This is a genomic window from Kocuria sp. ChxB, assembly GCF_044359605.1.
Lineage (GTDB): Bacteria > Actinomycetota > Actinomycetes > Actinomycetales > Micrococcaceae > Kocuria > Kocuria rhizophila.
Genome location: NZ_CP121123.1, coordinates 79,621 through 104,304 on the forward strand (window position 1 = coordinate 79,621; position 24,684 = coordinate 104,304).

22 protein-coding genes and 1 tRNA gene are annotated in these 24,684 nt (G+C 70.8%); 14 read left to right on the plus strand and 9 right to left on the minus strand.

The window, feature by feature from the left end; genetic code table 11:
- Window positions 1–140 precede the first annotated feature (140 nt).
- From P8S73_RS00365 to P8S73_RS00375, 3 genes are all read left to right on the plus strand, one after another.
- On the plus strand, window positions 141–767 hold the full coding sequence (locus P8S73_RS00365) for a hypothetical protein (RefSeq protein WP_124109607.1): 627 nt from the start codon (window positions 141–143) through the stop codon (window positions 765–767).
- Between the two features lie 444 nt (window positions 768–1,211).
- Complete coding sequence (locus P8S73_RS00370) at window positions 1,212–1,535, plus strand: hypothetical protein (RefSeq protein ID WP_124109608.1); 324 nt, start codon at window positions 1,212–1,214, stop codon at window positions 1,533–1,535.
- 58 nt (window positions 1,536–1,593) lie between these two features.
- Window positions 1,594–2,367 (plus strand): YaaA family protein, encoded by a 774-nt coding sequence (locus P8S73_RS00375; protein ID WP_124109609.1) that lies wholly within the window; start codon window positions 1,594–1,596, stop codon window positions 2,365–2,367.
- Window positions 2,368–2,421: 54 nt separating this feature from the next.
- Here the strand turns inward: P8S73_RS00375 and def are convergent, their stop codons facing one another.
- Entirely contained in the window at window positions 2,422–2,991 is a 570-nt protein-coding gene (def, locus tag P8S73_RS00380; RefSeq protein ID WP_019310715.1) for a peptide deformylase, read from the minus strand.
- A 264-nt stretch (window positions 2,992–3,255) separates the two neighbouring features.
- On the opposite strand from def, the gene P8S73_RS00385 reads away from it, so the two are divergent.
- The 8 genes from P8S73_RS00385 to P8S73_RS00420 all read left to right on the plus strand — a co-directional run bounded on the left by P8S73_RS00385 (window position 3,256) and on the right by P8S73_RS00420 (window position 11,548).
- Entirely contained in the window at window positions 3,256–4,335 is a 1,080-nt protein-coding gene (locus P8S73_RS00385) for a glycosyltransferase (protein WP_124109610.1), read from the plus strand.
- Window positions 4,332–5,393 carry a glycosyltransferase gene (locus P8S73_RS00390; protein ID WP_039100827.1) on the plus strand — a complete coding sequence of 354 codons (1,062 nt, stop codon included), beginning with the start codon at window positions 4,332–4,334 and terminating at the stop codon, window positions 5,391–5,393. The genes P8S73_RS00385 and P8S73_RS00390 overlap by 4 nt, the downstream gene beginning before the upstream one ends.
- The gene (locus tag P8S73_RS00395) at window positions 5,390–6,442 is read left to right on the plus strand and encodes a glycosyltransferase (RefSeq protein ID WP_039100828.1); all 1,053 of its coding nucleotides are present in this window, start codon (window positions 5,390–5,392) and stop codon (window positions 6,440–6,442) included. Before P8S73_RS00390 ends, P8S73_RS00395 begins: the two co-directional genes overlap by 4 nt.
- A complete protein-coding gene (locus P8S73_RS00400) occupies window positions 6,439–7,284 on the plus strand; it encodes a glycosyltransferase family 2 protein (RefSeq protein ID WP_039100829.1) in 846 nt (281 codons plus the stop codon). Before P8S73_RS00395 ends, P8S73_RS00400 begins: the two co-directional genes overlap by 4 nt.
- Before the next feature lie 21 nt (window positions 7,285–7,305).
- Window positions 7,306–7,959, plus strand: a complete 654-nt coding sequence (locus tag P8S73_RS00405) for a response regulator transcription factor (RefSeq protein WP_039100830.1) — start codon at window positions 7,306–7,308, stop codon at window positions 7,957–7,959.
- Between the two features lie 73 nt (window positions 7,960–8,032).
- A complete protein-coding gene (locus tag P8S73_RS00410; protein ID WP_144802861.1) occupies window positions 8,033–8,941 on the plus strand; it encodes an SDR family oxidoreductase in 909 nt (302 codons plus the stop codon).
- A gap of 111 nt (window positions 8,942–9,052) precedes the next feature.
- A complete protein-coding gene (locus tag P8S73_RS00415; RefSeq protein ID WP_186319738.1) occupies window positions 9,053–10,351 on the plus strand; it encodes an APC family permease in 1,299 nt (432 codons plus the stop codon).
- A gap of 12 nt (window positions 10,352–10,363) precedes the next feature.
- Window positions 10,364–11,548 (plus strand): zinc-dependent alcohol dehydrogenase, encoded by a 1,185-nt coding sequence (locus P8S73_RS00420; protein ID WP_144802864.1) that lies wholly within the window; start codon window positions 10,364–10,366, stop codon window positions 11,546–11,548.
- A gap of 245 nt (window positions 11,549–11,793) precedes the next feature.
- Here P8S73_RS00420 and P8S73_RS00425 read toward each other — a convergent pair.
- Together P8S73_RS00425 and orn are read right to left on the minus strand one after the other, a co-directional pair.
- Window positions 11,794–11,869: transfer RNA gene (locus P8S73_RS00425), tRNA-His, on the minus strand.
- Window positions 11,870–11,975: 106 nt separating this feature from the next.
- Window positions 11,976–12,599, minus strand: a complete 624-nt coding sequence (orn, locus tag P8S73_RS00430; RefSeq protein ID WP_223246194.1) for an oligoribonuclease — start codon at window positions 12,597–12,599, stop codon at window positions 11,976–11,978.
- 248 nt (window positions 12,600–12,847) lie between these two features.
- Between orn and mptB the strand changes: the two genes are divergently transcribed.
- Entirely contained in the window at window positions 12,848–14,416 is a 1,569-nt protein-coding gene (gene mptB, locus P8S73_RS00435) for a polyprenol phosphomannose-dependent alpha 1,6 mannosyltransferase MptB (RefSeq protein WP_039100833.1), read from the plus strand.
- Between the two features lie 111 nt (window positions 14,417–14,527).
- Here the strand turns inward: mptB and glnA are convergent, their stop codons facing one another.
- Complete coding sequence (glnA, locus tag P8S73_RS00440; RefSeq protein WP_039100834.1) at window positions 14,528–15,952, minus strand: type I glutamate--ammonia ligase; 1,425 nt, start codon at window positions 15,950–15,952, stop codon at window positions 14,528–14,530.
- A 227-nt stretch (window positions 15,953–16,179) separates the two neighbouring features.
- Here glnA and P8S73_RS00445 point away from each other — a divergent pair, with 227 nt between their 5' ends.
- Window positions 16,180–16,626, plus strand: a complete 447-nt coding sequence (locus P8S73_RS00445) for an RDD family protein (RefSeq protein ID WP_144802870.1) — start codon at window positions 16,180–16,182, stop codon at window positions 16,624–16,626.
- Between the two features lies 1 nt (window position 16,627).
- Here the strand turns inward: P8S73_RS00445 and P8S73_RS00450 are convergent, their stop codons facing one another.
- From P8S73_RS00450 to lipB, 3 genes are all read right to left on the minus strand, one after another.
- Window positions 16,628–17,377: a DUF4191 domain-containing protein gene (locus P8S73_RS00450; RefSeq protein WP_039100836.1), complete on the minus strand. Its 750-nt coding sequence runs from the start codon at window positions 17,375–17,377 to the stop codon at window positions 16,628–16,630.
- Window positions 17,378–17,583: 206 nt separating this feature from the next.
- Complete coding sequence (gene lipA, locus P8S73_RS00455) at window positions 17,584–18,591, minus strand: lipoyl synthase (RefSeq protein WP_019310701.1); 1,008 nt, start codon at window positions 18,589–18,591, stop codon at window positions 17,584–17,586.
- A gap of 85 nt (window positions 18,592–18,676) precedes the next feature.
- Window positions 18,677–19,399 (minus strand): lipoyl(octanoyl) transferase LipB, encoded by a 723-nt coding sequence (gene lipB / locus P8S73_RS00460; protein ID WP_039100837.1) that lies wholly within the window; start codon window positions 19,397–19,399, stop codon window positions 18,677–18,679.
- A 75-nt stretch (window positions 19,400–19,474) separates the two neighbouring features.
- Here lipB and P8S73_RS00465 point away from each other — a divergent pair, with 75 nt between their 5' ends.
- Window positions 19,475–21,805 carry a protein kinase gene (locus P8S73_RS00465; protein WP_124109611.1) on the plus strand — a complete coding sequence of 777 codons (2,331 nt, stop codon included), beginning with the start codon at window positions 19,475–19,477 and terminating at the stop codon, window positions 21,803–21,805.
- Between the two features lie 83 nt (window positions 21,806–21,888).
- On the opposite strand, the gene P8S73_RS00470 is transcribed toward P8S73_RS00465, so the two are convergent.
- Window positions 21,889–22,236 carry a hypothetical protein gene (locus P8S73_RS00470; RefSeq protein ID WP_019310698.1) on the minus strand — a complete coding sequence of 116 codons (348 nt, stop codon included), beginning with the start codon at window positions 22,234–22,236 and terminating at the stop codon, window positions 21,889–21,891.
- 168 nt (window positions 22,237–22,404) lie between these two features.
- On the minus strand, window positions 22,405–24,636 hold the full coding sequence (sucB, locus tag P8S73_RS00475; RefSeq protein WP_124109612.1) for a 2-oxoglutarate dehydrogenase, E2 component, dihydrolipoamide succinyltransferase: 2,232 nt from the start codon (window positions 24,634–24,636) through the stop codon (window positions 22,405–22,407).
- Window positions 24,637–24,684 lie beyond the last annotated feature (48 nt).

A 24,684-nucleotide genomic window follows, 5' to 3' on the forward strand; every position in this document is an offset into this window, starting at 1 on the left:
ACCCCCGAAAGATTGCTCTGACTAGGGGTGATGATGTTTTTCGGGTGAACGCATCCAGGGTCGTTGTCCCTGAACTGGACTCGCGAAAGGCCCGCCCCACCACTCTCACCCCCCCCTACGCACCCCCAGGAGAACCCTCGATGGCACGTCGCGTGACCACGCTCGTCCTGCCCGTGGCTCTTGTCGCACTCGCCCTGGCCGGGTGCGGGAGCGAGAAGCCGTCCAACGATGTCACCAGCCCGTCCCCGAGCAGCACCAGTGCGACGCCGACCCCGTCCGTGTCGCGCACTGCGACACCCTCCGCGGCAGCGGCAGCGGCGCCCGAGGAGACAGAGGAACCTGTCACCGAGGACACCGCGCCGGCTCAGGCCAACGCTGCCGCGGGCGACGGCGAAGTGCAGCAGTTCTTCCAGACCGGCGGGCAGTGCATCTCGGACGTGTGGAGCTCCTCCATGCCGCACACGGATGCTCTGCAGCAGAAAGTCATCGACTACTGCGCGGCCAACCAGCTGGGTGACTGGGCCCACGGAGTGGATCCGATGGATCCGAAGAACTACGGCGGCGGCAACGGGGAGTCGAATGCCCCCACATATGAGAAGCCGGACGCGGATGCGAACGGATACGTCGGACCATCCGACGAGTACTACGACTACGACGGATATGTGGCGCCAGGGTTCGAGTACCAGGTGGGGTCAGAGTGCTTCGACCCGGGCCTGGGCAGGTGCAAGACGAGCGGCGAGATCCAGTCCGAAAACTTGGAGCAGTAGGGCACTCTCCGCTCGAGCCACGTTCTTGATCATTAGGGATGCTCCGCCCCGGGCCAGGGTGCGGGTCGTGCGACCGTCTCGAGCCCGACATGCTGGCGCGCCACTGAGATATTTTCTGTGACATGAGTCACGATGGTGTCATCGGATCCCCCAATTCTCCGAGGCACCCCCATAATCGTCAGCCCCGTCACCGGCGGCATGCACTGCTACACCTGGATGCACACCAGCACACCCCACCCCGTAGTGCTCATCATGTCACCGGGTCACGTGCGGTCGCCGCGGAGAACGAGATCTTATACGACGGCCCGGCGGATCAGCTCGATGCCAAGTACAAAACCCTCAAGGCCTCCATCGAGGTGCGCCCGGCCGGTGGCAAGCCGCTGTACACCGCCGCCCTGGGCGCCGCGTCCTCCGGGGAGCACACCCCCGCAGGTTGAGGAGATCGTGCGCAACCAGGAGCATCCAGCCCAGGATCCGCAGGCCTCCCAGCTGGAAGCGGGGCGGGCCCTGTGGCTCGGCGGCCGGAACCTTGCGGACGGCACCTACGGCGGTGGACTGCCGATCCTGACGGGCGGCGAACTGGGAACCCTCACGAAGGTCGGTGCAATCGTCACCGAGGCCCTCCACGCGGTGAGCGTGCGTCCGCTCTGGAGGGCCCTGAGGTGGTCGCACGGACCGCTGCGGCGACACCCGTCCCTCGTCTCCCGGGGCGCGCGGGTGACCTGTCACGGGCCCGGGCCGCGCACCGTCGTTGTCGCGTCGCCGTGACGCCCTGCCCGGTCTCCGGCGGCACCAGCGGCCCGAACCTGCCGCCTACACTCGTGGGGTGCTGATTTTGCTGCCGCCCTCCGAGTCCAAGACCGCCCCCGCGAGCGGCGATCCGCTGAACCTCGCGTCCCTCGACCTGCCCGCACTCACCGGGGCGCGGTCCGAGCTTGCGGACGCGCTCGCCGAGGTGAGCGGGCGAGAGGACGCGCTGCAGGTGCTGGGCGTCGGTCCGTCGCTGGCCGCCGACGTCGCCCGCAACCGGCACCTGCGCACCGCACCCGCCGCGCCGGCCCTGGAGGTCTACACCGGGGTGCTCTACGACGCACTGGACGCCGCGAGCCTCTCGCCCGGGGCCCGCGAGGTGGCGGACTCCTCACTGCTGGTGATCTCCGCGCTGTGGGGTGCGGTGCGCCCCACGGACCGGATTCCGGCCTACCGGCTGTCCATGGGAACCGCGCTGCCGGGCACGGGAAAACTCAGCAGCTGGTGGAAACCGCGCCTCGCACCGGTGCTGGACGAGCTCGCCTCGGACCAGGTAGTTGTGGACTGCCGCTCTGCCGCCTACGCCGCGGCATGGAAGGCACCCGCGCCCCGCACCGTCACGGTGCGCGTGGAGCAGGAGAAGGCGGACGGCACCCGCTCGGTCGTCTCGCACCAGGCCAAGCACACGCGGGGGCTCGTGGCGCGGGCCCTGTGCGAGGTTCGCCGCGCCGGGGGTGCGCTGGACACGGTGCACGAGGTCCGTGACGCGCTGGCCGAGCGCTGGCACGTGGAGCTGAAGGATCCGACGAGTCGCTCGGCGGGGGTGCTGACGGTGGTGCTGGCACCCTGACCGCCCGTGCCGTGCCGGTGCGGGACGGTCGGCGGGGCGGCGGTGCGCGCGGCGTCAGTGGCCGAAGGGATCCTCGTCCACGCCGGGCAGCCACGTGGAGTCCGAGCCCCACTTCTCACGGGCCACGGCCTTGCGGGCCCTGCGCGACCACTTGGGGTTGAGCCGGTCCACATACAGCTTGCCGTCCAGGTGGTCGTACTCGTGCTGCATCACCCGGGCGAACCAGCCGTTGGCCTCGAACGCCACGGGATCCCCGTTCTCGTCCTGGCCCGCGATGCGCACCCACTCCGCGCGCTTGAGCGGCCACGCCTGGCCGGGCACCGACAGGCAGCCCTCGGCCTCCTCGTCCGGGTCCGGGGCCACCTCGGAGATCTTCCCCGTGGTGAGCACCGGGTTGACCAGGGTCCCGCGCGGGGCCACCCCGTCCTCGTTCTCGAAGAGGTAGGTGAAGATCCGCAGCCCCACCCCGATCTGCGGGGCGGCAAGACCCACGCCGTGGGACGCGTCCATCGTCTCGTGCATGTCCGCGACCAGGGTGCGCAGGGCGTCGTCGAACTCCGTGACCCGGGCGGCGGGCCGGTGCAGCACGGGGTTGCCGGAGATCACAATCGGACGGATGCTCATGCGGGGGTACCTCGGGATTCACGGGTCTACGGTGCGGCGCCCGGGCCGGGGCCCGGTGCTCGGCGGAGCCGCATGCGGCGGCGCCCAGCCGAAGCACAATATATCGTGTCGGAACCGTCAGTAAGATGTGTATCCTCGCCGGAGTGCAGCACGGGAACCTGCACCGGGCGTTCTGCCCGTTCCGGTCCCGTCCGCTCCCGACCCGGCGTCCCGCCGGTGCCCATCCGTGGGCCCGGGCCCATGAACCGCAGGAGGTGCCACCGAGTGAGGGTCGCGTCACTACCCCACGGCCACGCGTACGTGCAGCACCTCAGCGATCCCGCCGGGGACCACGGTGTCACCCGCCTGCCGGATCCCGCTCCCGCACGAGCCGTGCCGGGAGCCGCGTGGTGGCCGCTGGTCATGCTCGACGAGTCCTGGATCCGTGCCCACTGCGAGGACTTCGACCTCTACCACCTGCACTTCGGCTTCGACCAGACCCCGCCCGGGACTCTGCAACGCATCGTTGACACCCTCCACGGGCTCGGCAAGCCGTTCGTCTACACGGTCCACGACCTCCGCAACCCGCACCAGGTGGATCCCGCCGCCCAGGACGCCGCCCTGGACGTCCTGGTCCCCGCCGCGGACGGTCTGATCACGCTGACCCCCGGCGCCGCACGGACCGTCGAGCAGCGTTGGGGGCGTGAGGCCACGGTCATCCCGCACCCGCACGTCCTGCCGCTGGACCGGTGGCAGCCCCGTGGGCCCGTGGGACCGGCCCCCACCGTGGGGCTGAGCTTCAAGAGCATGCGCGCGAACATGAACCCTCTTCCTGTGGCCCGGCTGCTGCTGGAGCGCGCGGCCCGGGGTCAGATCCGGCTGGTGCTCGACGCGCACACGGACGTGGTCACACCCGGTGAGCGCCACCACGACCCCCGGGTGGCGCAGCTGCTGGACACGGCCCGCTCCACCCCGCACACCCGGGTGGACGTCCACGGGGTCTACACGGACGAGCAGCTGTGGGAGCACCTTCGTGGTCTGGACCTCTCGGTCCTCGCCTACCGCTTCGGCTCCCACTCCGGATGGCTGGAGCTGTGCCACGACCTCGGCACCAGGGTGCTCGCGCCGCACACGGGTTTCTACCACGAGCAGCACCCCGGGGTGCTCGGCTTCGACTGGGACCACAGCGGTCGACCGGACGAGGGTCAGATCGACGCCGCCCTCGCCTCCCTTCCCGGCAGCCCGCCGTGGCAGGCGTCCGCCGAGGAGCGCGCGGAGCAACGACGCCGGATTGCCGCCTCCCACACGGAGGTCTACCGGCGCGCGTCGGCCGCGCTCGGCCGGACGGGAGGGGATCCCGCATGAAGGTCGCCCTCCTGGCGCACGACCGCTTCCCCATCATCCCGCCGTTCTCCGGCGGTCTGGAGTCCTTCACGTGGCACCTGGCCCGCGGGCTGCGCGCGAGGGGCATCGACGTGGTGGTCTTCGCCGCACCCGGTTCCGACCCCCAGCTGGGCATCGAGGAGCTGGACGTGGAACCGCTCGTGCTCAGTGACGAGGCCCGCAACGACGTCTCCATGCCCCCGGAGGCCCAGGTGCGGGAGACGTTCTCCTACCTGCAGGTCATGCGGGCGTTCGCGTCCCGGCCGGACATCGACGTGGTGCACAACAACTCCCTGCACTTCCTGCCCATCGTGATGTCCGCAGCCATCCCGCAGCCCTTGCTGACCACGCTCCACACCCCCGCCACGCCGTGGCTCGAACCCGCGCTGCGCCTCACACCGGCCGCCCACACGGTGGCCGTCAGCGATTCCGTGGCGCAGCTGTGGAGCACGGTCACGCCCGCGCGCGTGATCCGCAACGGCGTGGACCCTCACGAGTGGCGCCCGGGTCCGGGCGGGGACGCGCTCGTGTGGTCCGGACGGATCGTGCCCGAGAAGGCCCCCCACGTGGCCGCCCTGATCGCGATCAAGGCGGGGTGGCGGCTGCGCATCGCGGGGCCCGTGGCGGACCGGCAGTACTTCGAGACGCGGTTGAAGCCCCTACTGGACGAGAACGTGACCTACGTCGGTCACCTGGACACGGACCAGCTCCGCGAGCTCGCGGGCCGCAGTGCGGCGAGCCTCGTGACCCCGGCGTGGGAGGAGCCCTACGGGCTGGTGGCCGCCGAGGCCATGGCCTGCGGCACCCCCGTCCTCGCCGTGGCCCGCGGTGGTCTCAGCGAGATCGTGCGTTTCCCCGGCGGTCTCACGTCCCAGCCCGGTGCGAGCGAGGCGGAGACGGTGGCCGCAGCGGCCGCGATGCTGCCGCTCGTGGTGGGCATGGACCGGGCGCGCGTGCGGCGCTACGCGCTCGAGAACTGTTCCCTGGACGCCACGGTGGACGCCTATGCGGAGCTCTACCGGGAGCTGGTGCGCGCGTGATCGGCTACTACGTGCACCACCACGGCCTGGGGCACCGCAACCGGGCCACCCAGATCGCGCGTGAGCTGAGCGTTCCCGTGCTGGGCTTCAGCACGCTCGAGTGCCCGCCGGACTGGCCGGGGGAGTGGGTCCAGCTGCCGCCGGACACCACCGACCAGCCGGAGGACCCCACGGCCAACGGGGTGCTGCACTGGGCGCCCCTGGGCCACCCCGGCCACCGCGAGCGGATGGGGCTGCTGGCCGATCGTCTCCGCGCCGACGTGGACCTCATGGTCACGGACACCTCCGCCGAGGTCACCCTGCTGGCCCGGCTCATGGGCGTTCCCACGGTCGTCATGGCCATGCGCGGCGACCGCACCGACCGCACGCACCGTGCGGCCTACGACGCCGCCACGGCCCTCGTCGCGCCGTGGTCCGCCGAGACCGCCGAGCCGTACTGGCCCGAGGAGTGGAACCGCAAGACCACGTTCACCGGAGCCATCTCCCGCTTCGACGCTCCCGTGCGGGATGCCGCCGGGGTGGGGAGGCACCCGCTGCAACCCGCCACGCCCGCCTCCGGAACCGACGCCACCGAGCCGCCGAGCGGCGTCGTGCACCGTGGGAGCGTGCTGGTTGTGTGGGGCCGTGGCGGGACCGTGGTGGGGGACGCGGAGATCGCCGCGGCCCGGGCCGCGACGCCCGGCTGGCGCTGGACCGTCCGCACCCCGGACGCGCCCTCCCCTGACCTGTGGCGTGAGCTCCACGAGGCCGCCGTGGTGGTGACGCACGGTGGCAACAATGCCGTGGCCGAGCTCTCCGCCGCGCGTGTCCCCGCCGTGGTGGTGGCCCAGCCGAGACCGCACGACGAGCAGCTGGCCACAGCCGCAGCCCTGGAGCGCGCCGGGATCTGCGTGGGCCTCGAACATTGGCCGTCACCCGCCGACTGGCCCGTGCTCCTGGAACGCGCCCTCACCCTGGGTGGGCAGCGGTGGGACGTGTGGCGCCACGGCGACGGCGCCCACCGGGCCGCGGCGGCCCTGGAGGCCCTGCTGCGAGGGGAGAGGCCATGAGCACGGCCGTGGTGACGATCGCCAGTGGGCGGCACACCCACCTGCGGCGGCAGAGGGAGTGGCTCGCGGTGCAGAGCGAGGCCCCGCTGGTGCACGTGGTGGTGAGCATGGGGGACCCGCAGATCGGCGGGGTGGTGCGGCTGCGCGCGGACCTTCCGAGCGACGTCGTGGAGCTGGAGCCGCGCGACGAGCTGCCCCTGGCCGCGGCCCGCAACGCCGGTGTGCAGCGGGCCGCGCAGCTCGGCGCGGACTCCGTGGTGCTGCTGGACGTGGACTGTCTGCCGCACCGGGACCTCGTGCGCGACTACTCGCGCGCGCTGCGCGAGCTGCGCGGGAAGCACGCGGTGGTGAGCGGGCGGGTGCAGTACCTGCCGGAGGGGATGACCGACGCGGAGCACACGCCCGAGGTCGCGGCCCGGCTCGGGCGCGACCACGCCGCACGCGTGCTGCCCCGGCCCGGAGAGCTCGAGGCCGCCGACCCCCGTATGCTGTGGTCGCTGTCCATGGCCTGCACCGTGGCCACGTGGAACGCCGCCGGGGGATTCGACGAGCGCTACGTGGGCTACGGCGGCGAGGACACGGACTTCGGCCAGCGGATCGCCGCGGTCGGCGGAGGACTGTGGTGGCTGGGTGGCGCGGCGGCCTACCACCAGCACCACCCATCGCAGTCGCCTCCGGTGCAGCACGCGCGGGCGATCGCGCGCAACGCGAACATCTTCCGCGGGACGTGGGGCTTCGACCCCATGGAAGGGTGGCTGCACGAGCTGGAGCGGCTGGGGCACCTGCGCCGTGAGGGGAATGAATGGTCTGCGGTCGAACATTGTTCGACCGATGATGCGTGAGCTTACTATTATGCTCGTCGGGTGACAGACGCACGCTCGGAGATCTCGCTCGCCCTCATCAACGACTACCCCGTGATCGTCGAAGGACTCGGGCGCATGCTGCAGGACCACCCCCGCCTGAGGGTCGTGGAACGCAATTCGGAGGGAGTGCCCGACGGCGGTGCGGACCTCGTGCTCTACGACGCGTTCGCCGCCACGGAACGCGGCGCCGCAGAGGTGCCCCGTTTGATCGCGGAACCGCGCTTCCGCAAGGTGGTCATGTACACGTGGAACGTGAGTGCCGACCGGGTGTCCGAGGCCATGGACATGGGTATCGACGGATTCCTCTCCAAGGAGCTCAGCGCCGCGGACCTGGCCGAGGCCCTGGTGCGGGTGCACGAGGGTCAGCGCGTGGTGTCCCCGGAACCCGTTCGGGAGGACATCGCCCTGCCGGACTGGCCGGGCCGCCCCGAGGGTCTCTCCGCGCGGGAGGCGGAGGTGGTGGGGCTCATCACCCAGGGGTTCACCAACGACCAGATTGCGCGCAGCTGCTTCCTGAGCATCAACTCCGTGAAGTCCTACATCCGTTCCGCGTACCGCAAGATGGGCGTGGAACGCCGCAGCCAGGCCGTGCTCTGGGGTGTGCAGCACGGGATGGACCCCAGCGACCAGCCGGGGCCCACTCCCGGCTCGTGAGCATTCCCGCCCCGGTGACGGCCACCCCGTCAGGTGGGTGACGGCCCCGCAGTCCGCGGGGCACAATGGGATCATGACGGAAGACAAGTTCGCAGCAGACAAGAACGCACAGCAGCTCGCCGGCGAGGACGGCGGCTTCCCCGAGCAGGAGCAGACCCCTCCCGGGCTGTCCACGGACATGACGCCGTTCCCGGACCACGGCGAGCAGAACTGGGTGGGCCGCGGTCGGCTCGAGGGCCTCAAGGCCCTCGTCACGGGCGGCGACTCCGGGATCGGCCGTGCGGTGGCCATCGCCTTCGCCCGTGAGGGTGCGGACGTGGCCATCAACTACCTGCCCGAGGAGCAGTCCGATGCCGAGGACACCCGGCAGTGGATCGAGAAGGCCGGCCGAAAGGCGGTCCTGCTCCCCGCGGACCTGCGCGAGGAGTCCCAGGCGCGCGGCGTCGTGGACCAGGCCGCCGAGCAGCTCGGCGGACTGGACATCCTGGTCAACAACGCGGGCTTCCAGTGGGCGCGCCGGGACGGCGGCCTGCAGGGACTGAAGACCGAGGAGATGGACCGGGTCTTCAAGACCAACCTGTACGCCCTGTTCTGGGTGTCCCAGCAGGCGCTGTCGTACCTCACGGAGGGCTCGTCCATCATCAACGTGAGCTCCATCCAGGCCTACGACCCCTCCGAGAACCTGATCGACTACGCCTCCACCAAGGCCGCGATCAACAACTTCACGGTCAACCTGGCCAGTGAGCTGGGGGAGAAGGGCATCCGCGTCAATGCCGTGGCCCCCGGGCCCATCTGGACGCCGCTGCAACCCGCCACCAAGGCGGGTGAGGCCATGCCGGCCTTCGGCGGCGACACCCCGCTGGGCCGGGCCGGCCAGCCGTCGGAGATGGCCGGTGCTTTTGTGTTCCTGGCGAGCCCCTCGGAGGCGTCCTACGTCTCCGGCACGGTGATCGGCGTGACCGGCGGCAAGCCGGTCTTCTGATCCTCCGCGGAGGGCAGTGGCACAGTGGGTGCAGCGGCGTGGTCGCTGCACCCACTGCCGTGTCCGGACCCCGTTGACCCAGAGACAAAGCCCGATGCGCAGGGAGACTCCGTGACCACTCAGCCCACCATGCAGCGCCGCCTGGGACTCGGCGACGCCGTGGCCATCGGCCTCGGGTCGATGATCGGCGCGGGCATCTTCGCCGTGTTCGCGCCCGCGGCCCGGACGGCCGGCACCTGGTTGCCGCTCGCCCTGCTGCTCGCGGGGCTCGTGGCGCTGTGCAACGCGCTGTCCTCCGCCCAGCTGGCCGCGCAGTACCCCGTGGCGGGCGGGAGCTACGTCTACGGCCGGGAGCGCCTGGGGCCCTGGCCGGGATTCTTCGCGGGGTGGTGCTTCATCACCGGCAAGACCGCCAGCTGCGCGGCCATGGCCATGACGTTCGCGGCCTACGCCGTCCCCGGTCCGTGGGAGCGGCTCGTCGCCGCGGCGGCCGTGGTCGCCCTCGTGACCGTCAACTGCCTGGGGGTCAGCCGCACCGCACGCGCCACCAAGATCCTGGTGGCTCTGGTTCTCGCCGTCCTGGCGCTCGTGGCGCTGGCCGGAGTGCAGTCCGGAGTCTCCGCAGGAGTCGCACCCTTTTCCTCGGCCCCGCCCGCGGGTGCCTACGGGGTGCTGCAGGCCGCGGGGCTGCTGTTCTTCGCGTTCGCCGGGTACGCGCGGATCGCCACCATGGGCGAGGAGGTCCGCGATCCCGCCCGCACGATCCCCCGCGCCATCGTCATCGCCCTGAGCGGCGCTCTCGTGGTCTACGGCGTCCTCGCCATGCTGTCGCTCGCGGTCCTCGGCCCCGCCGCGCTCGCCGCCTCCACGACGCCGCTCGCGGACCTCGCCGCGGTCGGCGGCTGGGACTGGACGGCCCCGGTGGTGCGCCTGGGCGCAGCCGCCGCGACCCTGGGTGCCCTGCTGGCGGGGATCACGGGCATTGCCCGCACGTCCCTGGCAATGGCGCGCACGGGGGACCTGCCCCGGCCCCTCGCCGTGCTGGACGTGCACCACGGGGTGCCGCGCCGGGCGGAAATCGCCCTCGGCGCGGTGGTGGTGCTGCTGGTCCTCACGGGGGACGTCCGCCAGGTCATCGGCTTCTCGTCCTTCGGTGTGCTGCTGTACTACCTCGTGGCGAACCTCAGCGCGTTCACCCAGACCGGTGAGCACCGCCGGTATCCGCGGGCCGTGTCCGTGCTGGGGGCTTCCCTGTGCGTACTGCTGGTGGCCACCCTGCCGTTGACCTCCGTGCTCGCGGGCGTGCTGGTGCTGTGTGCGGGAGTGCTGTGGCGGGTGCTGCGGCTGCACCGCACGGCTCCCCGGTCAACGGGCCCCCGCAGGGGTGGTGACGGGAAGCCTCGTCGGTGATTGACTGGGGGCATGCGTGCACTGACATGGCAAGGACTCGGCGACGTCCGGGTTGAAAACGTTCCCGATCCCGTGCTGCAGGACCCCACGGACGCGATCGTCCGGGTGACCTCCACGGCCATCTGCGGCTCGGACCTGCACCTCTACGGGGTGCTGGGCCCGTACATGCACAAGAACGACGTGCTGGGCCACGAGTTCATGGGCATCGTGGAGGAAGTGGGCTCCGAGGTCTCCTCCCTGAAACCGGGAGACCGGGTGGTCGTCCCCTTCGTGATCGCGTGCGGGCACTGCTGGATGTGCGACCGCGGCCTCTTCGCGGCGTGCGAGACCACGCAGATGCGTGAGATGGGCACAGGGGCGGCCCTGTTCGGGTTCTCGTCACTCTATGGCGCCGTGCCCGGTGGCCAGGCCGAGATGGTCCGGGTGCCCCACGCGGACTTCGGCCCGGTGAAGCTCCCCCAGGACTTCGACGACGAGCGCTTCCTCTACCTCAGCGACATCCTGCCCACCGCGTGGCAGGGCGTGAAGTACGCGAACGTGGGGGAGCAGGACACCCTGGCGGTGCTGGGCCTCGGCCCCGTGGGCCAGCTGGCGGTGCGCTCCGCCAAGCTGCAGGGCGTGCAGCGCGTCATCGCAGTGGACCTCGTGGACGAGCGCCTGGCCACGGCCAAGAGCTGGGGCGTGGAGACGGTGGACCTGCGCGAGGTGGACGACGTCTCCGAGACGCTGCGCGAGATGACCGACGGGCGCGGTCCGGACGGCGTCCTGGACGCGGTAGGCATGGAGGCCCACGGCAACCCGGTGGCGGAGAAGATCGTCGCGGGTGCGGCCCGGTTGCCCAAGGCCCTGGGTCGAAAGACCATCGAGACGGTGGGGATCGACCGCCTGGACGCCCTGCACAGCGCGATCCACAGCGTGCGCCGCGCGGGCACGGTGTCCCTCTCCGGTGTCTACGGTGGGATGGCCGACCCCATGCCCATGATGGAGATGTTCGACAAGGGCATCACCATGCGCATGGGCCAGTGCCACGTCCGTCACTGGACGGACGAGCTGCTGGAGATCGCCAGCCGCCCGGAGGACGTCCTGGGGCTGGAGTCCCTGGCGACCCACCACGTGTCCCTGGACGACGCCCCTGAGGCGTACAAGATGTTCCAGGAGAAGAAGGACGGCTGTCTCAAGGTGGTCCTCAAGCCGTAGGGCCTGGTTTGAACGGCGGCCGGTCGCTTCCCCCGCGGGGCGGCCGGCCGCCGTCGTGCTGTCCTGAGGCGGGTCGCACGGGGCTGCACCGGGATGCGGGGGTGCCGAACGCCGGGCCCCGCGCACCGGGCCGGTGGTTCGTGGCGGCACGCGAGTCCGGTCTCGGGGGAGGGCTGGTCCCGAGGGGCACCGACCCGGACACGAAGAACGCGGCATCCGCACCGGATGCCGCGTTCTTCGGGTGATGGGGTGAGCGACGGGGGTTGAACCCGCGACCTCCTGGACCACAACCAGGCGCTCTGCCGACTGAGCTACGCCCACCATGAAACCCGTTGCGGAACGCTGTGCGTCCCTCCGGGCAACGACGACCACTATAGCGCACGTTCGGCCGCATTCCCGCATCGGGGCGCCGGCCGCGCGGGCGGGGTCAGTGGCCCGAACGGGTGGGGGAGGCCTGGATCAGCGCAGCGACCCTGCGGGCGTCGTCGGACGTGGGCCCCGGGTCCCCGGGGAACAGGATGTGGCGGTAGTAGCGCAGCTCGTCGATCGAGTCCTCGATGTCTCCCAGCGCGCGGTGGTTGCCGGTCTTCTCCGGTGCCTGGAAGTAGGCCCGCGGGTACCAGCGGCGGGCAAGCTCCTTGATCGTGGAGACGTCGATGATCCGGTAGTGCAGGTGGTCCACGAGCTCCGGCATGTCCCGGCTCAGGAACGTCTTGTCGGTGCCCACGGAGTTGCCGCCCAGGGGGGCCTTGCCCGCCTCGGGAACCCACTCGCGGATGTAGTCCAGCACCATGGCCTGGGCCTGGGCCATGTCCGTGCCCTTCTCCAGCTCGGGGAGCAGCCCGGACTTCTCGTGCATGGTGCGCACGAAGTCGTTCATCTGCTCCAGCGCCTGCTGCGGCGGCTTGATCACCACGTCCACGCCGCTGCCGAGCACGTTCAGCTCGTCGTCGGTCACGAGCGCTGCCACTTCGATCAACGCGTCATCGGACAGGGACAACCCCGTCATCTCGCAGTCGATCCACACGATTCTCCGGTTTCCAGTCGTCACGCCGTCCAATCTATCGCGCCGCGGGCCCCCTCCCGCGCCCGCGGCCGGATGCCGCCCCGGGTCCCGGCGCGAGGCCGCCCCGGGGTTCCGCCACGACGGCGCCCACCGGTCAAGCACGACGCCGCCCGGGCCCGGTGCCGACGCCGCGCGGTAGGATCGGCCCCGACGTCTCCACCGGGCACCCGCACAGGAGACACCCGCCGGAGCATTCGTCCACGCCCGGCACGCACTCGACCGGGAGGAGCGCCGTGCGCCCCACGTCCACGACGGACCGCCACGCCACGAGGCCCCCGGGAACGGGTGCGCCGCGAGCGGAACGGGACGCGGCGACGTCGTCCTCCCTGCGCCGGACGGTGCTCATGGGCACGCTGGGCTCGGTGATGCTGTTCCTCGGCTCCCTGGGCGTCGGGTGGCTGGCCAGTGTGTCCGGGCTCCGGCGCAATCCCCTGGTCATGTGGATGCGGTTCGAGACCCTGGGTGTCGTCGTGTCCGTGGTGCTGCTGGCCCTGGGGGCCATGCTCCTGGTGCGGCAGTGGCTGCGGCTGGGGCAGAAGCTGCACCCGTGGGGGCCGCAGAGCGCACGGTGGGTGCTGATCGCGATCGCCGCGTGGGCGGGGCCCATGCTCGTGAGCATCCCGCTGTTCAGCCGGGACGTGTACTCGTACATCGGGCAGGGGCGGGTCATGGCCAACGGGCTGAACCCGTACGAGTCCGGGGTCTCGTCCATCGACAACTTCTTCCAGCTCGGCGCGGACCAGCTGTGGGCCGAGTCCCCGCCGCCCTACGGGCCCGTCTTCCTGTGGATCGAGCAGCTGGTGGTCACGATCTCGGGGGGCAACCCCGATGTCGCGGTGCTGCTGTTCCGAGCCCTGTGCGTGGTCTCCGTGATCGCGTGCATGTGGGTGATCCCGCGCCTGGCGCGGCTGCACGGGGTCAACCCCCGACGCGCGCTGTGGCTCTCGGTGGCCAATCCGCTGTTCCTCACCAACTTCGTGATCGCCGCGCACAACGACGCCATCATGCTCGCGCTCGCCCTGCTGGGCACGTACGCGGCCGCCGTGCAGCGCAACTGGAAGGGCGGGCTGATCGGCACCACCCTCGTGACCCTCTCGGTGGCCATCAAACCCATCACCCTGGTGTTCCTGCCCTTCGTGGGCCTGCTGTGGGCGGGCAAGAACGCCGGCTGGACCCGCAAGTTCGTGGTGTGGGCGCTCACGCTGGCCTACTCCGTGGCGCTGCTGGCCGTCATGGGGCTCATCAGCGGCTTCGGCTTCGGGTGGGTCTCCGCGGTGTCCACCCCGGGAACGGTGTACATCTGGTACGCGCCCTTCGGGCTGCTGGGGCTCTTCGCGCAGCTCGTGGGGGACTCGTGGGGCCTCGACGGCTCCGCGTGGATGGGGGCCGTGCACACCCTGGGCACGGTGATCGCCGCGGGCGTGGCGATCGTGCTGATGTTCGTGGGGCGCGATGCCACCATCATGCGCCGGCTCGCGTGGTCCATGGCGGGCTTCGTGCTGCTCGCCCCGATCATCCAGGCCTGGTACGTGGTGTGGCTGATCCCCCTGTTCGCCATCACCGGGATCCGCCCCGACTGGCAGACGGACGTGCTGTTCTTCGTCACGGGGTTCTTCTCGGTCTACGCAGTGGCGGACCAGCTGGACATCTTCCCCTACCTGGACCTCAGCCTCATCGCGGCCCGCGTGATCGCCGCGCTGCTCGCGCTGACGTACGGGATCTACCTCTGGGCCCTGGACCCGGCCACGCGCCGCATCCGCCGCCACGGGCCGGCACCGGGGCAGCGGCCCGTGGTGCTCTAGACCCGGGTGCGCTAGACCCGGGTGCTCCAGACCCGGTGCCGCGAACCCGTGCATGGACCGGCGGCCCCGTTCCACAGGGAACGGGGCCGCCGGTCTGTCAGTGGGCGCAGCTCACACGCCGTAGTAGAGCTGGAACTCCAGGGGGTGGGGGACCAGCGAGAGCGGCTTGAGCTCGAACTCGCGCTTGTACTCGATCCAGGACTCGATCAGGTCCTCGGTGAACACGTCACCGGCGAGCAGGAACTCGTGGTCCTCCTCCAGGGCCTTCAGCGCCTCCTCGAGTGAGGTGGGGGCCTTCTTGATGTCCTTGGCCTCCTCCGGGGGCAGCTCGTAGAGGTCCTTGTCCACCGGGTCCGCGGGCTCGATCCGGTTGCGGATGCCGTCCAGGCCCGCCATCAGCTGGGCGGCGAACGCGAGGTACGGGTTGCAGGAGGGGTCCGGGGCGCGGAACTCTAGGCGCTTGGCCTTGGGGTTGGTGCCCGTGATGGGGATGCGGATGCCCGCGGAGCGGTTGCCCTGCGAGTAGACCATGTTCACGGGGGCCTCGTAGCCCTTCACCAGACGGCGGTAGGAGTTCACCGTGGGGTTGGTGAACGCCAGCACGGCGGAGGAGTGCTCCAGCAGACCGCCGATGTACCAGCGGGCCACGTCCGAGAGACCGGCATAGCCCTTCTCGTCGTAGAACAGCGGCTCGCCGCCCTTCCACAGGGACTGGTGGCAGTGCATTCCGGAGCCGTTGTCGTCGTACACGGGCTTGGGCATGAAGGTGACCGTCTTGCCGTAGGCGTCCGCGGTGTTCTTGATGACGTACTTGAACTTCAGCAGGTCGTCGGCCGCGGCCGTCAGGGTGGAGAATGTGTAGTTGATCTCCGCCTGGCCGGAGGCGCCCACCTCGTGGTGGGAGCGCTCGACCTCGAGACCCACCTCGTCCAGGGCCACGCACATGGCGTCACGCAGGTCCGCCTGCTTGTCCACGGGGGAGACGGGGAAGTAGCCACCCTTGAGCGGGGTCTTGTTGGCCAGGTTGCCGCCCTCCTCCTTCCGGCCGCTGTTCCACGGGGCCTCCTCGGAGTCCAGCTTGTAGAACGTGGACTCCGGGCGGACCTGGAAGCGGGCGTCGTCGAACACGAAGAACTCGGCCTCGGACGCGAAGTTGGCGGTGTCCGCGATGCCCGTGGAGGCCAGGTAGGCCTCGGCACGCTCGGCCACCCCGCGGGGGTCGCGGTGGTAGGGCTCACCGGTGCGGGGGTTCACGATCGAGCACGTGACCACCAGGGTCTTCTCCACGCGGAAGGGATCCACGAAGGCCGACTGGGGGTCGGGGATCAGCTGCATGTCGGACTCGGCGATGCCCTGGAAGCCGCGGATCGAGGACCCGTCGAAGAGCTGGCCGTCCGTGAAGAAATCCTCGTCCACCGCCTTGGCCGGCAGGTTGAAGTGCTGCTGCACCCCGGGCATGTCCGTGAAGCGGAGGTCGACGAACACGACCTCCTCGTCCTTGAGGAATGCCAGAACTTCTTCGGCTGATTGGAACATGGACCTGTTCTCCTTGTCTGTGGGCGTCCGATCGACGCCGCGGCGGACCCTGTCGGGGACCGCGGCCGTTCGGTTCTGGTGTCCAGCGTAGGAACCTGGCGTTGCCCACCCGTGACGCGCGTGTTTCGCGCGTGTAACAGCCCCGGGAGGGCGGCCGACCGGTCAGTACGGGTCCCAGTCTAGCGAGGCTGCACGGGGTCACCGGGCACGGCGGATAGGCTGGAACCATGATTTCTCGCCAGGACATGGGCTCGTGGCTCGACGGCGCCCCGGGCTCGGGCAGCCCCTATCCGGGCCGTCGGCTCGGTCGCCCTCCGGAGGGCCCGGCCTCGGTCGCACGCTTTGCGCCCCGGGCGGTGGCGCTCGTGCTGGACTGGCTCATCTCGCTGGCCATCGCGGGTCTGTTCCTCGCGCAGTGGAACGGTGCCGGGCTCATGAACCTGCTGGTGTTCTTCGTGCTGAGCGCGCTGATGGTCGGGTTCTTCGGGCGTTCCCCGGGCCACTGGATCATGGGTCTGCAGGTGCAGACGATGAACGGCCGCCCCGCCGGTTTCGGCAGAGCGGCCGTTCGGTCGCTGCTGATCTGTCTGGTGGTCCCGCCGCTCGTGGTGGACGAGGACCACCGCGGGCTGCACGACCGCGCCGTGGGCACCGTGCTGGTGCGCGTGCGCTGACTCAGCGGCCGCGCATGGACTTCCGGTCCGGGCGGGCGCGGGTGGGGTCCACGCCCTTGGGGATGGGCAGCTTGTTCTGCAGGGTGTTCATCCGGCGGTAGACCACCTGGACCTCCTGCTTGGTGAGCTTGTTGTCCAGTCCGCGCAGCTGCTTGGTGAGCTTGTTCAGGGGCACCTGGCCCTCGCCGTTGCCGGACTTGATCACGTGGATCGGCACATTGGTGATGACCGGGCCGATGCGCCGGCGCTCCTTCTTGACGAGCTTGTCCACGCGGTTCACGGGGCCCTCGGTGATGAAGACCACGCCGGGGCGGCCCACGGCGCGGAACAGCAGGTCCTTGGACTTGGGGTCCATGGCGGCGGGCTCCTCCTCCACGATCCAGCCGCGCTTGAGCGTGGACAGCGCGGCACCGGCGGCACCGGGCTGACCCTCGATCCGGGTGAACGCGGCGCGTTCGGCGCGGCGCGACAGCAGAATCACGGCGGCGAGCACGGCGAAGGGGATGCCGATCAGGAACCACGTGATCCAGTTGCCCAGGGCCACGCCGATGAGCAGGAACACCAGGAGCACCGCGAGGCCGAGCAGGATCATCCACCACAGGATGTTGGGCTCGTTCTCGCGGGTCATCTGGAAGACCTGCTTCATCTGCGCGAAGACGCCGGGGCCCTTGGCGGCCTTGCGCTGCCGCTTCTCCTCGCGCTTGCGGTCGCGCTCGGCGGCCTTGGCCTTGGTGGACGTGGCTGGTGACACGGTGCTTCCTCGCAGTTGGTGGTAGGGGATCGGGGCCATTCTATCCGCTGACCGGGCGGGTCCGGCCCGGGACGCAGCGGCCGTGGCCCGGCGCGGGGGCCGGCCGCACGGGGGACGACGACGCCGCCCGGGCGGGGGCGGCGTCGTCGTCGGTCCGTGGGTGGGCGGGGCCTCGGCCCGTGAGCGGGATCCGTCCGCCCGCGGGCTCAGCTCAGGCGGGCCAGCAGAGAGGAGGCCTCCTGGGCGGCGGAACCGGAGTCGTCGATGTGCGAGAGGTGCTCCGGGATCTCGCGCCCCATCTTCTTCATGGCCCGTGCCCACAGCTTGCCGGCGCGGTAGCTGGAACGGACCATGGGTCCGGCCATGACCCCCAGGAAACCGATCTCCTCGGCGGCCTTGGAGAGCTCCACGAACGTCTCGGGCTTCACCCAGCGGTCGATGGGGTGGAACGTGGGGCCGGGGCGCAGGTACTGCGTGAGCGTGATGATGTCGCAGCCGGCGTCGTGGAGGTCGCACAGGGCCTCGTAGGCCTCGTCGTCCGTCTCGCCCATGCCCAGGATCAGGTTGGACTTCACGATCATGCCGTGCTCCTTGCCCTGCGTGAGCACGTCCAGGGAGCGCTCGTACGCGAAGGCGGGGCGGATCTGCTTGAAGATCCGGGGCACTGTCTCCAGGTTGTGGGCGAAGACCTCGGGCTGGGCGTCGATGACCTGCTGGACGGCGTCCGGCTGGCCCTTGAAGTCCGGGATGAGGATCTCCACGCCCGTGCTGGGGTTCATGGTGTGGATGGCGCGGATGGTCTCCGCGTTGAGCCAGGCGCCGCCGTCCGCGAGGTCGTCGCGGGCCACGGAGGTCACCGTGGCGTACCGCAGACCGAGGTCCCGGACGGACTCCGCCACCTTGCGGGGCTCGGCCACGTCCACCATGCCGGGCTTGCCCGTGGCGATGTCGCAGAAGTCGCAGCGGCGCGTGCACGTGTCACCACCGATGAGGAAGGTGGCCTCGCGGTCCTCCCAGCACTCGTAGATGTTGGGACAGCCGGCCTCCTCGCACACCGTGTGCAGGCCGCGGCCGCGGGCCATGGACTTCAGCTCGGTGAACTGGGGGCCCATCTTGGCCGTGTTCTTCATCCACGACGGCTTCTTCTCGATGGGCACCTCGGCGTTGCGTGCCTCGACGCGCAGCAGCTTGCGGCCTTCGGGTGCGATCGTCATGCGTACTCCTCGCTGGTGGCGATGGGTGCTCCGTACCGCGCGGTGTCGGCGGGGGAGCGCTTCGACAGGTGTGGGCCGGGTCCCCTCAGGACACGGTGCTCGACGCCGCGCCGGGCGCGGGTGCCAGTCGCAGCGGCGGGGCCGGGGAATCGGGTTCGAACGGGACGCACAGATCGGACTCCCGTGCGGTGAGCTCCTGCTCCATACGTGCCACAACGTCCATCGGGTCGATGCGATTCCCGGTCTCCTCGCTCAGGGACGTGACGCCGGCGTCCGTGATGCCGCACGGGATGATCTTGCCGAACGGGCGCAGGTCGTTGGAGCAGTTCAGGGCGAAGCCGTGCAGCGTGGCGCGTTTGGACACCTGCACGCCGATGGCCGAGATCTTCCGGTCCGGACCGCGCTCGTCCGCGAGCACCCAGGCACCCGAGCGGCCCTCCACGGTGGTGGCAGGAACACCGAAGTCCCGCACCACGGCGATGATGACCTCCTCCAGCACGCGCACGAAGCGCACGACGTCCAGGGGGATGGGAAGACGCACGATGGGGTACCCCACCAGCATGCCCGGGCCGTGGTAGGTGAGCTTGCCTCCGCGGCCGATCGGCACCACCTCGGTGCCGTCCCACGGGTACTCGTGCTTCTCGGTCCGGCGCCCGGCGGTGTACACGGGATCGTGCTCCACCATGAGCACGGTGTTGCCGCGGGTGCCCGCCACGACCTCCTGGTGGACCTGCCGCTGGAGGTCCAGGCACTCGCGGTAGTTCACCAGCTCCGGGGCGAATCCGATGCGTTCGAAGTGCAGAGCCATTCGACCAGCTTATCCCTTCCCCCCACCCTGTGGATAACGTGAGCGGGCGCACAGCCCGCGCGGCACAGTGGTGGCATGCACACACACCGATCACGTCACGGGCACGGTTTCCCGCCGTCCGAGCCGCCGTCCGAGCCGCGGTCCCCGCAGACCGCCGAGGACCGCCCTGCCGCGTCCCGGCCCTCGGCCATGGACCGGGTCCGCGCGGCACGTTCCGTTTCCTCGCGGACACAGGACACGGGCGCCGCCCCGGCACCCGGGGGCCTCGACGCCGCCCCGGTGCCTCGGGAGCGCGACGACTCCGCTCGGCCAGCACCGGAGACGCCCTCGGAGGGGGACCCCGGCGGCGGTCCGGACGGACAGGTGCGTGGGCGCGCGGATGGAGACCCGGGTGGGCTCGCGCGAGCCGGGTCCAGCGGCGTCGTACCGGGCAATGACGGCCCGGGGCCCGACGCGGGCAACGGCGAGGTGGCCGGTGCCGCCCTGCTCGGGGGACTGGAACTTGCGGGCGTGCTGAGCGAGGGCGCGGGAACGCGCACCTGGCGGGCGCGCGAGTCCACCACCCGGGAGGAGTTCACGGTGACCTTCGCGGTCGCGGAGGAGCCGACCGTGCGCCGCGCTCTGGAGGCGCACTTCGCGGAGCTCGTGGCGGCGTGGTCCGAGAACCCGCACCCTCACCTCGTGTCCGTGCGGGCCACCCTGGAGCAGGACGGCCGGGTCGCGGGGCTCGTCACGGACCACGTCAGGGGCACGACTCTTGCGCAGCGCGCCCGCGAGGCGGGGCGGATCACACCGGAGGAGATCGCACCCGTGCTCGCGGCCGCGGCCCGGGGGCTCGGCCACCTCCACGAGCACGGCTGGGTGCACGGGGGTCTCAGCGCGGAGCACGTGATCGTCACCGCGGAGGGGCAGGTGCTGCTGGACGGCTACGGCGTGCGCCCGGGGCGCAGTGGCTTCCCTGCAGCGTGGGGCCACGGGGACCGCTCGACGGCGCCGGGGCTGCTGGACGGAGACCCGGAGGGCGCCCCCGACCGCACTGGGGGGACCGCGGCCGGCCCGGCATCCGGGGCCCAGGACGTGTACGCGCTCGGTGTCCTGGGGTGGCGGGCGCTCACCGGGCGCATGCCTGGGCCGGATTCGCACCGGGTTCCGCTCACCCTCATGGTGCCCTCCGCACCGCGGCACCTCGTGCTCATGCTGGAGGCCGCCCTCGCCGACGACCCGTCCGTCCGCCCCACTGCCGGGGAGCTCGCGGCCGGGTTCGCCGCTCCCGCGCCCAGGTCCGCGCCCGCGCGGCGGCCGCAGGAGCGTATGACCCCGGAAGTCATCCGTGCGGACGGCACCGTGGTGCGGTCCCGCCGGAGGTTCTCAGCCCGCGCCTCTGGCTCAGAGGGAGGTGACGTCCACCGCAGACGGGGATCGGGTGCGGCACGTGACCGCCGCAGGAGCACCACCCGCACGGGCACGATCCGCTCCGGTCGTTCGGCGAGGGGCCCCGAACGTCGTGCGAACACCGCGGGCGGGGCAGCCTCGGCCCTCGGGCACGGGGATGCCCGCGTCGGGTGGATGGGACGAGCAGGAAACCACCCGAGAGTGCTTGCCATGGTGGCGGCCGCGAGTCTCGCCACCCTGCTGGCCTGCGGCTACGCCGCGTGGACCGGATCAGACGGCGCGGGTGTGCACCCGGAGGCCGCGGCGTCGTCTGCGGCGGTTCCTGGCCCGGTGACTGCGGCGGACCCGGGAAGGGCGGCCGGCGCGGCCGGGGCAGTTCCGGGGACGGCAGCTGGCCCGGACGCGCCACCGACGTCCTCGGCGTCAGCCGGGCCCGAGCCGGCGGAGGGACGAACCGGGCGAACCTCGGGAGAGAGCGCCGATGGAGACGGTGCCGATGGAAGCCCGGCGGAACGCACGGGTCGGGAGGGCGGCACGCCGCACTCGGAGGCACCCGGTGCGAGGGCCCAGGACAAGGAGCGAGAAGCACGGGAGGCCGTCACGCAGCTCGTCTCCGCCCGGGCGGCGGCACTGGCGGCCGGTGACGAAGCCGCGGTCTCGGCGGTGTACGTCCCGGATTCGGCGCTCGCGGCCAAGGACCGTGACCTGATCCGTCGCGCCGCCGCGCAGCCTGCTCCGGGGACCGGTGAGACCGCCCTCTCCGGTCTCAGCATGGAGGTGGAGTCCCTGGAGGAGGAGGAACGGGTGCCGGGAGGGCGCCTCACCCCGGCGGAGGAGGCGCGCACGCGCACCTACCGCGCCGAGATCGTGACCCGCGGCTGGGACGGCGCAGTCCCCACGCAGGCCCACGTCCGACGTGACGGGGCGCGGGCGCGACAGGCAGTGCGCGTGACCGTGGTGTGGACGCCGGAGGGATGGCGTCTCGCGGACGTGGCCCCGCTGCCGTCACGGTGACCCCGACATGGAGGAACCCCGGCTCCCGCGGTCCAGAGGACTGCGGGCGCCGGGGTTCCGGAGGTCGAACCAGGCGGTTCAGATCACCAGAACACGGCCACGGCGGCGTTGATGAGCGCCATGCCGCCCACCGCGTGCGCGAGGCCCGTGGACACCGGCTCGTTGCGCTGGGTCTTGCGCATGCCGATGAAGGCGGCCACGAGCACCACCAGCAGGATCACGATCTTGACGGTGATCTTGGCGTAGTTGATGGAGCCGCCGCCCATCTCGTGGATGCCCACCAGGCCCAGACCGGTGATGAGCATGAGCACGGCGGCCCAGAACTGGCCGGCGGTCACGGTGGGGCGCTTCATGGTGTAGATCCACGTGCCAACGATCACAGCGACGCCCACGATATGGAGGAAGAGGAGGAGGTTCAGCAGGAATGTCATGGATCGAGACTAACCGAGACAGCGGCCCTCGGAAGCGACCACGGGCCCGGGACGCGGCGTGCGTGAGGCACTCCACATCCCGGGCCCGTGGGGCGGGTCACCGGACGGTGGCGTGCAGACGGTTCACGGGCCGCAGCCCCCCACCATCCGCACACGTCGAACCGTCGCTCAGAGACCGACCTCCGACTCGAACTGCCCGGCCTCCAGGCGCTTCTTGAGGGTGCTCAGGAAGCGACCGGCGTCCGCGCCGTCCACCAGACGGTGGTCGTAGGTCAGCGACAGGTAGCACATGTGGCGGATGGCGATCGTGTCGTTGCCCTCCGTGTCCGTGACCACCATGGGCCGCTTCACGATCGAACCTGTCCCCAGGATGCCCACCTGCGGCTGGTTGATGATCGGGGTGTCGAACAGTGCACCGAACGAGCCGATGTTCGTGATGGTGAACGTGCCCCCGGTCAGCGCATCCGGGGAGATGCTGCCGTCCTTGGCGGAGGCGCCCAGCTCGGCGATCTGCTTGGCCAGACCACCCAGGTTGAGGTCACCGGCGTTCTTCACGACCGGCACCAGCAGCCCGCGGGGGGTGTCCACCGCGATCGCGATGTCCTCGGAGCCGTTGTAGACGATCTCCTTGGAGTCTTCCTTGAACGTGGCGTTGAGCACCGGGTGAGCCTGCAGGGCCTCGGCCACAGCCTTGGCGAAGAAGGGCATGAACGTGAGCTTGGCGCCCTCGCGCTTCTGGAACTGGTCCTTGGCCTGCTGACGCAGCTTGGCCACACGGGTCATGTCCACCTCGGTCACCTGCGTGAGCTGGGCGGAGACGTCCAGGGACTCGCGCATGCGCTTGGCGATGGTCATGCGGATCCGGGGAGCCTTCTCCGTGGTTCCACGCTTGGCATCCGCAGCCGGGGCGGCGGCGAACTCGGTGCTCTGGCGGGACACGGCGGGGGAGAGGTCCGCGCCGGTGTCCTGGACGGCGGGAGTCGACGACTTCTCGGCCTTCTCCGCCGCAGCGAGCACGTCCTGCTTGCGGATGCGTCCGCCCACACCGGTACCGGTCAGCGAGCCGAGATCCACGTTCTTCTCGCGGGCGAGCTTGCGCACCAGCGGCGTCACGTAGCCGGGGACGTCCTTGGAAGGAGATCCCGCAGACGAGGAGTCCCCACCAGACTGCGGCGAGGCCTGCTTGGTGTCGGCCTTCGGGGCCTGTTCGGTCTTGGCCTCGGCGGCCTGCTCGGTGTCCTCGCCGGAGTCGGCGGTGGTGGCGGCGTCCTCGACCTTCTCGGCCTTGGTCTCACCGGACTTCTCGGAGGAGCCGTTGTCGGAGCCGGAACCGTTGTCGGAACCGGCCGCGGACTCGTCGCCCACGATGGCCAGGACCTGGCCGACCTCGGCGTCCTCGTCCTCCTGGACCTTGATCTCCAGGATGGTGCCGGCCACGGGGGAGGGGACCTCGGTGTCGACCTTGTCGGTGGAGACCTCCAGCAGGGGCTCGTCCACCTCGATGCTCTCGCCGACCTGCTTGAGCCAGCGGGTCACGGTGCCCTCGGTCACGGACTCGCCCAGCGCGGGGAGGGTGACCTCCACGGAGTTGCCCGACGCCTGCTTGGTGTCCGCCTTCGGGGCCTGTTCGGTCTTGGCCTCGGCGGCCTGCTCGGTGTCCTCGCCGGAGTCGGCGGTGGTGGCGGCGTCCTCGACCTGCTCTGCCTTGGTCTCACCGGACTTCTCGGAGGAGCCGTTGTCTGAGCCGGAACCGTTGTCGGAACCGGCCGCGGACTCGTCGCCCACGATGGCCAGGACCTGGCCGACCTCGGCGTCCTCGTCCTCCTGGACCTTGATCTCCAGGATGGTGCCGGCCACGGGGGAGGGGACCTCGGTGTCGACCTTGTCGGTGGAGACCTCCAGCAGGGGCTCGTCCACCTCGATGCTCTCGCCGACCTGCTTGAGCCAGCGGGTCACGGTGCCCTCGGTCACGGACTCGCCCAGCGCGGGGAGGGTGACCTCCACGGAGTTGCCCGACGCCTGCTTGGTGTCCGCCTTCGGGGCCTCCTGTGCCTCCTCGGAGGAATCGCCGGAATCATCGGAGGAGTTCTGGGCGGAGTCCTGCGAGGCGGACTCTTCGGCGGTGTCCGCACCGGAGTCGGATTCCTGGTCGGAGCCGCCGGAGCCGTCGCCGATCACCACGAGAGGGGCGCCGACCTCGACGTCCTCGTCCTCGTCCACGAGGATCTTCTCGACCACACCGGCCACGGGGGACGGAACCTCGGTGTCCACCTTGTCCGTGGAGACCTCCACCAGGGCCTCGTCCACCGCGACCTCGTCCCCGACCTGCTTCAGCCAGCGGGTGACGGTTCCTTCGGTGACAGACTCACCCAGTGCGGGCAGATTAACGGTTTCAGACATTGTCGCGTCCGTCCCTCTCTACAGAATTTCTCGAAAAATGTTCTACGT

Coding starts and splice junctions, on each gene's coding strand:
- P8S73_RS00365 (WP_124109607.1), top strand. CDS start 141: ATGGCACGTCGCGTGACCACGCTCGTCCTGCCCGTGGCTCTTGTCGCA.
- def (WP_019310715.1), bottom strand. CDS start 2,991: ATGAGCATCCGTCCGATTGTGATCTCCGGCAACCCCGTGCTGCACCGG.
- P8S73_RS00390 (WP_039100827.1), top strand. CDS start 4,332: ATGAAGGTCGCCCTCCTGGCGCACGACCGCTTCCCCATCATCCCGCCG.
- P8S73_RS00400 (WP_039100829.1), top strand. CDS start 6,439: ATGAGCACGGCCGTGGTGACGATCGCCAGTGGGCGGCACACCCACCTG.
- P8S73_RS00410 (WP_144802861.1), top strand. CDS start 8,033: ATGACGGAAGACAAGTTCGCAGCAGACAAGAACGCACAGCAGCTCGCC.
- P8S73_RS00420 (WP_144802864.1), top strand. CDS start 10,364: ATGCGTGCACTGACATGGCAAGGACTCGGCGACGTCCGGGTTGAAAAC.
- glnA (WP_039100834.1), bottom strand. CDS start 15,952: ATGTTCCAATCAGCCGAAGAAGTTCTGGCATTCCTCAAGGACGAGGAG.
- P8S73_RS00445 (WP_144802870.1), top strand. CDS start 16,180: ATGATTTCTCGCCAGGACATGGGCTCGTGGCTCGACGGCGCCCCGGGC.
- lipA (WP_019310701.1), bottom strand. CDS start 18,591: ATGACGATCGCACCCGAAGGCCGCAAGCTGCTGCGCGTCGAGGCACGC.
- lipB (WP_039100837.1), bottom strand. CDS start 19,399: ATGGCTCTGCACTTCGAACGCATCGGATTCGCCCCGGAGCTGGTGAAC.
- P8S73_RS00465 (WP_124109611.1), top strand. CDS start 19,475: ATGCACACACACCGATCACGTCACGGGCACGGTTTCCCGCCGTCCGAG.
- P8S73_RS00470 (WP_019310698.1), bottom strand. CDS start 22,236: ATGACATTCCTGCTGAACCTCCTCCTCTTCCTCCATATCGTGGGCGTC.
- sucB (WP_124109612.1), bottom strand. CDS start 24,636: ATGTCTGAAACCGTTAATCTGCCCGCACTGGGTGAGTCTGTCACCGAA.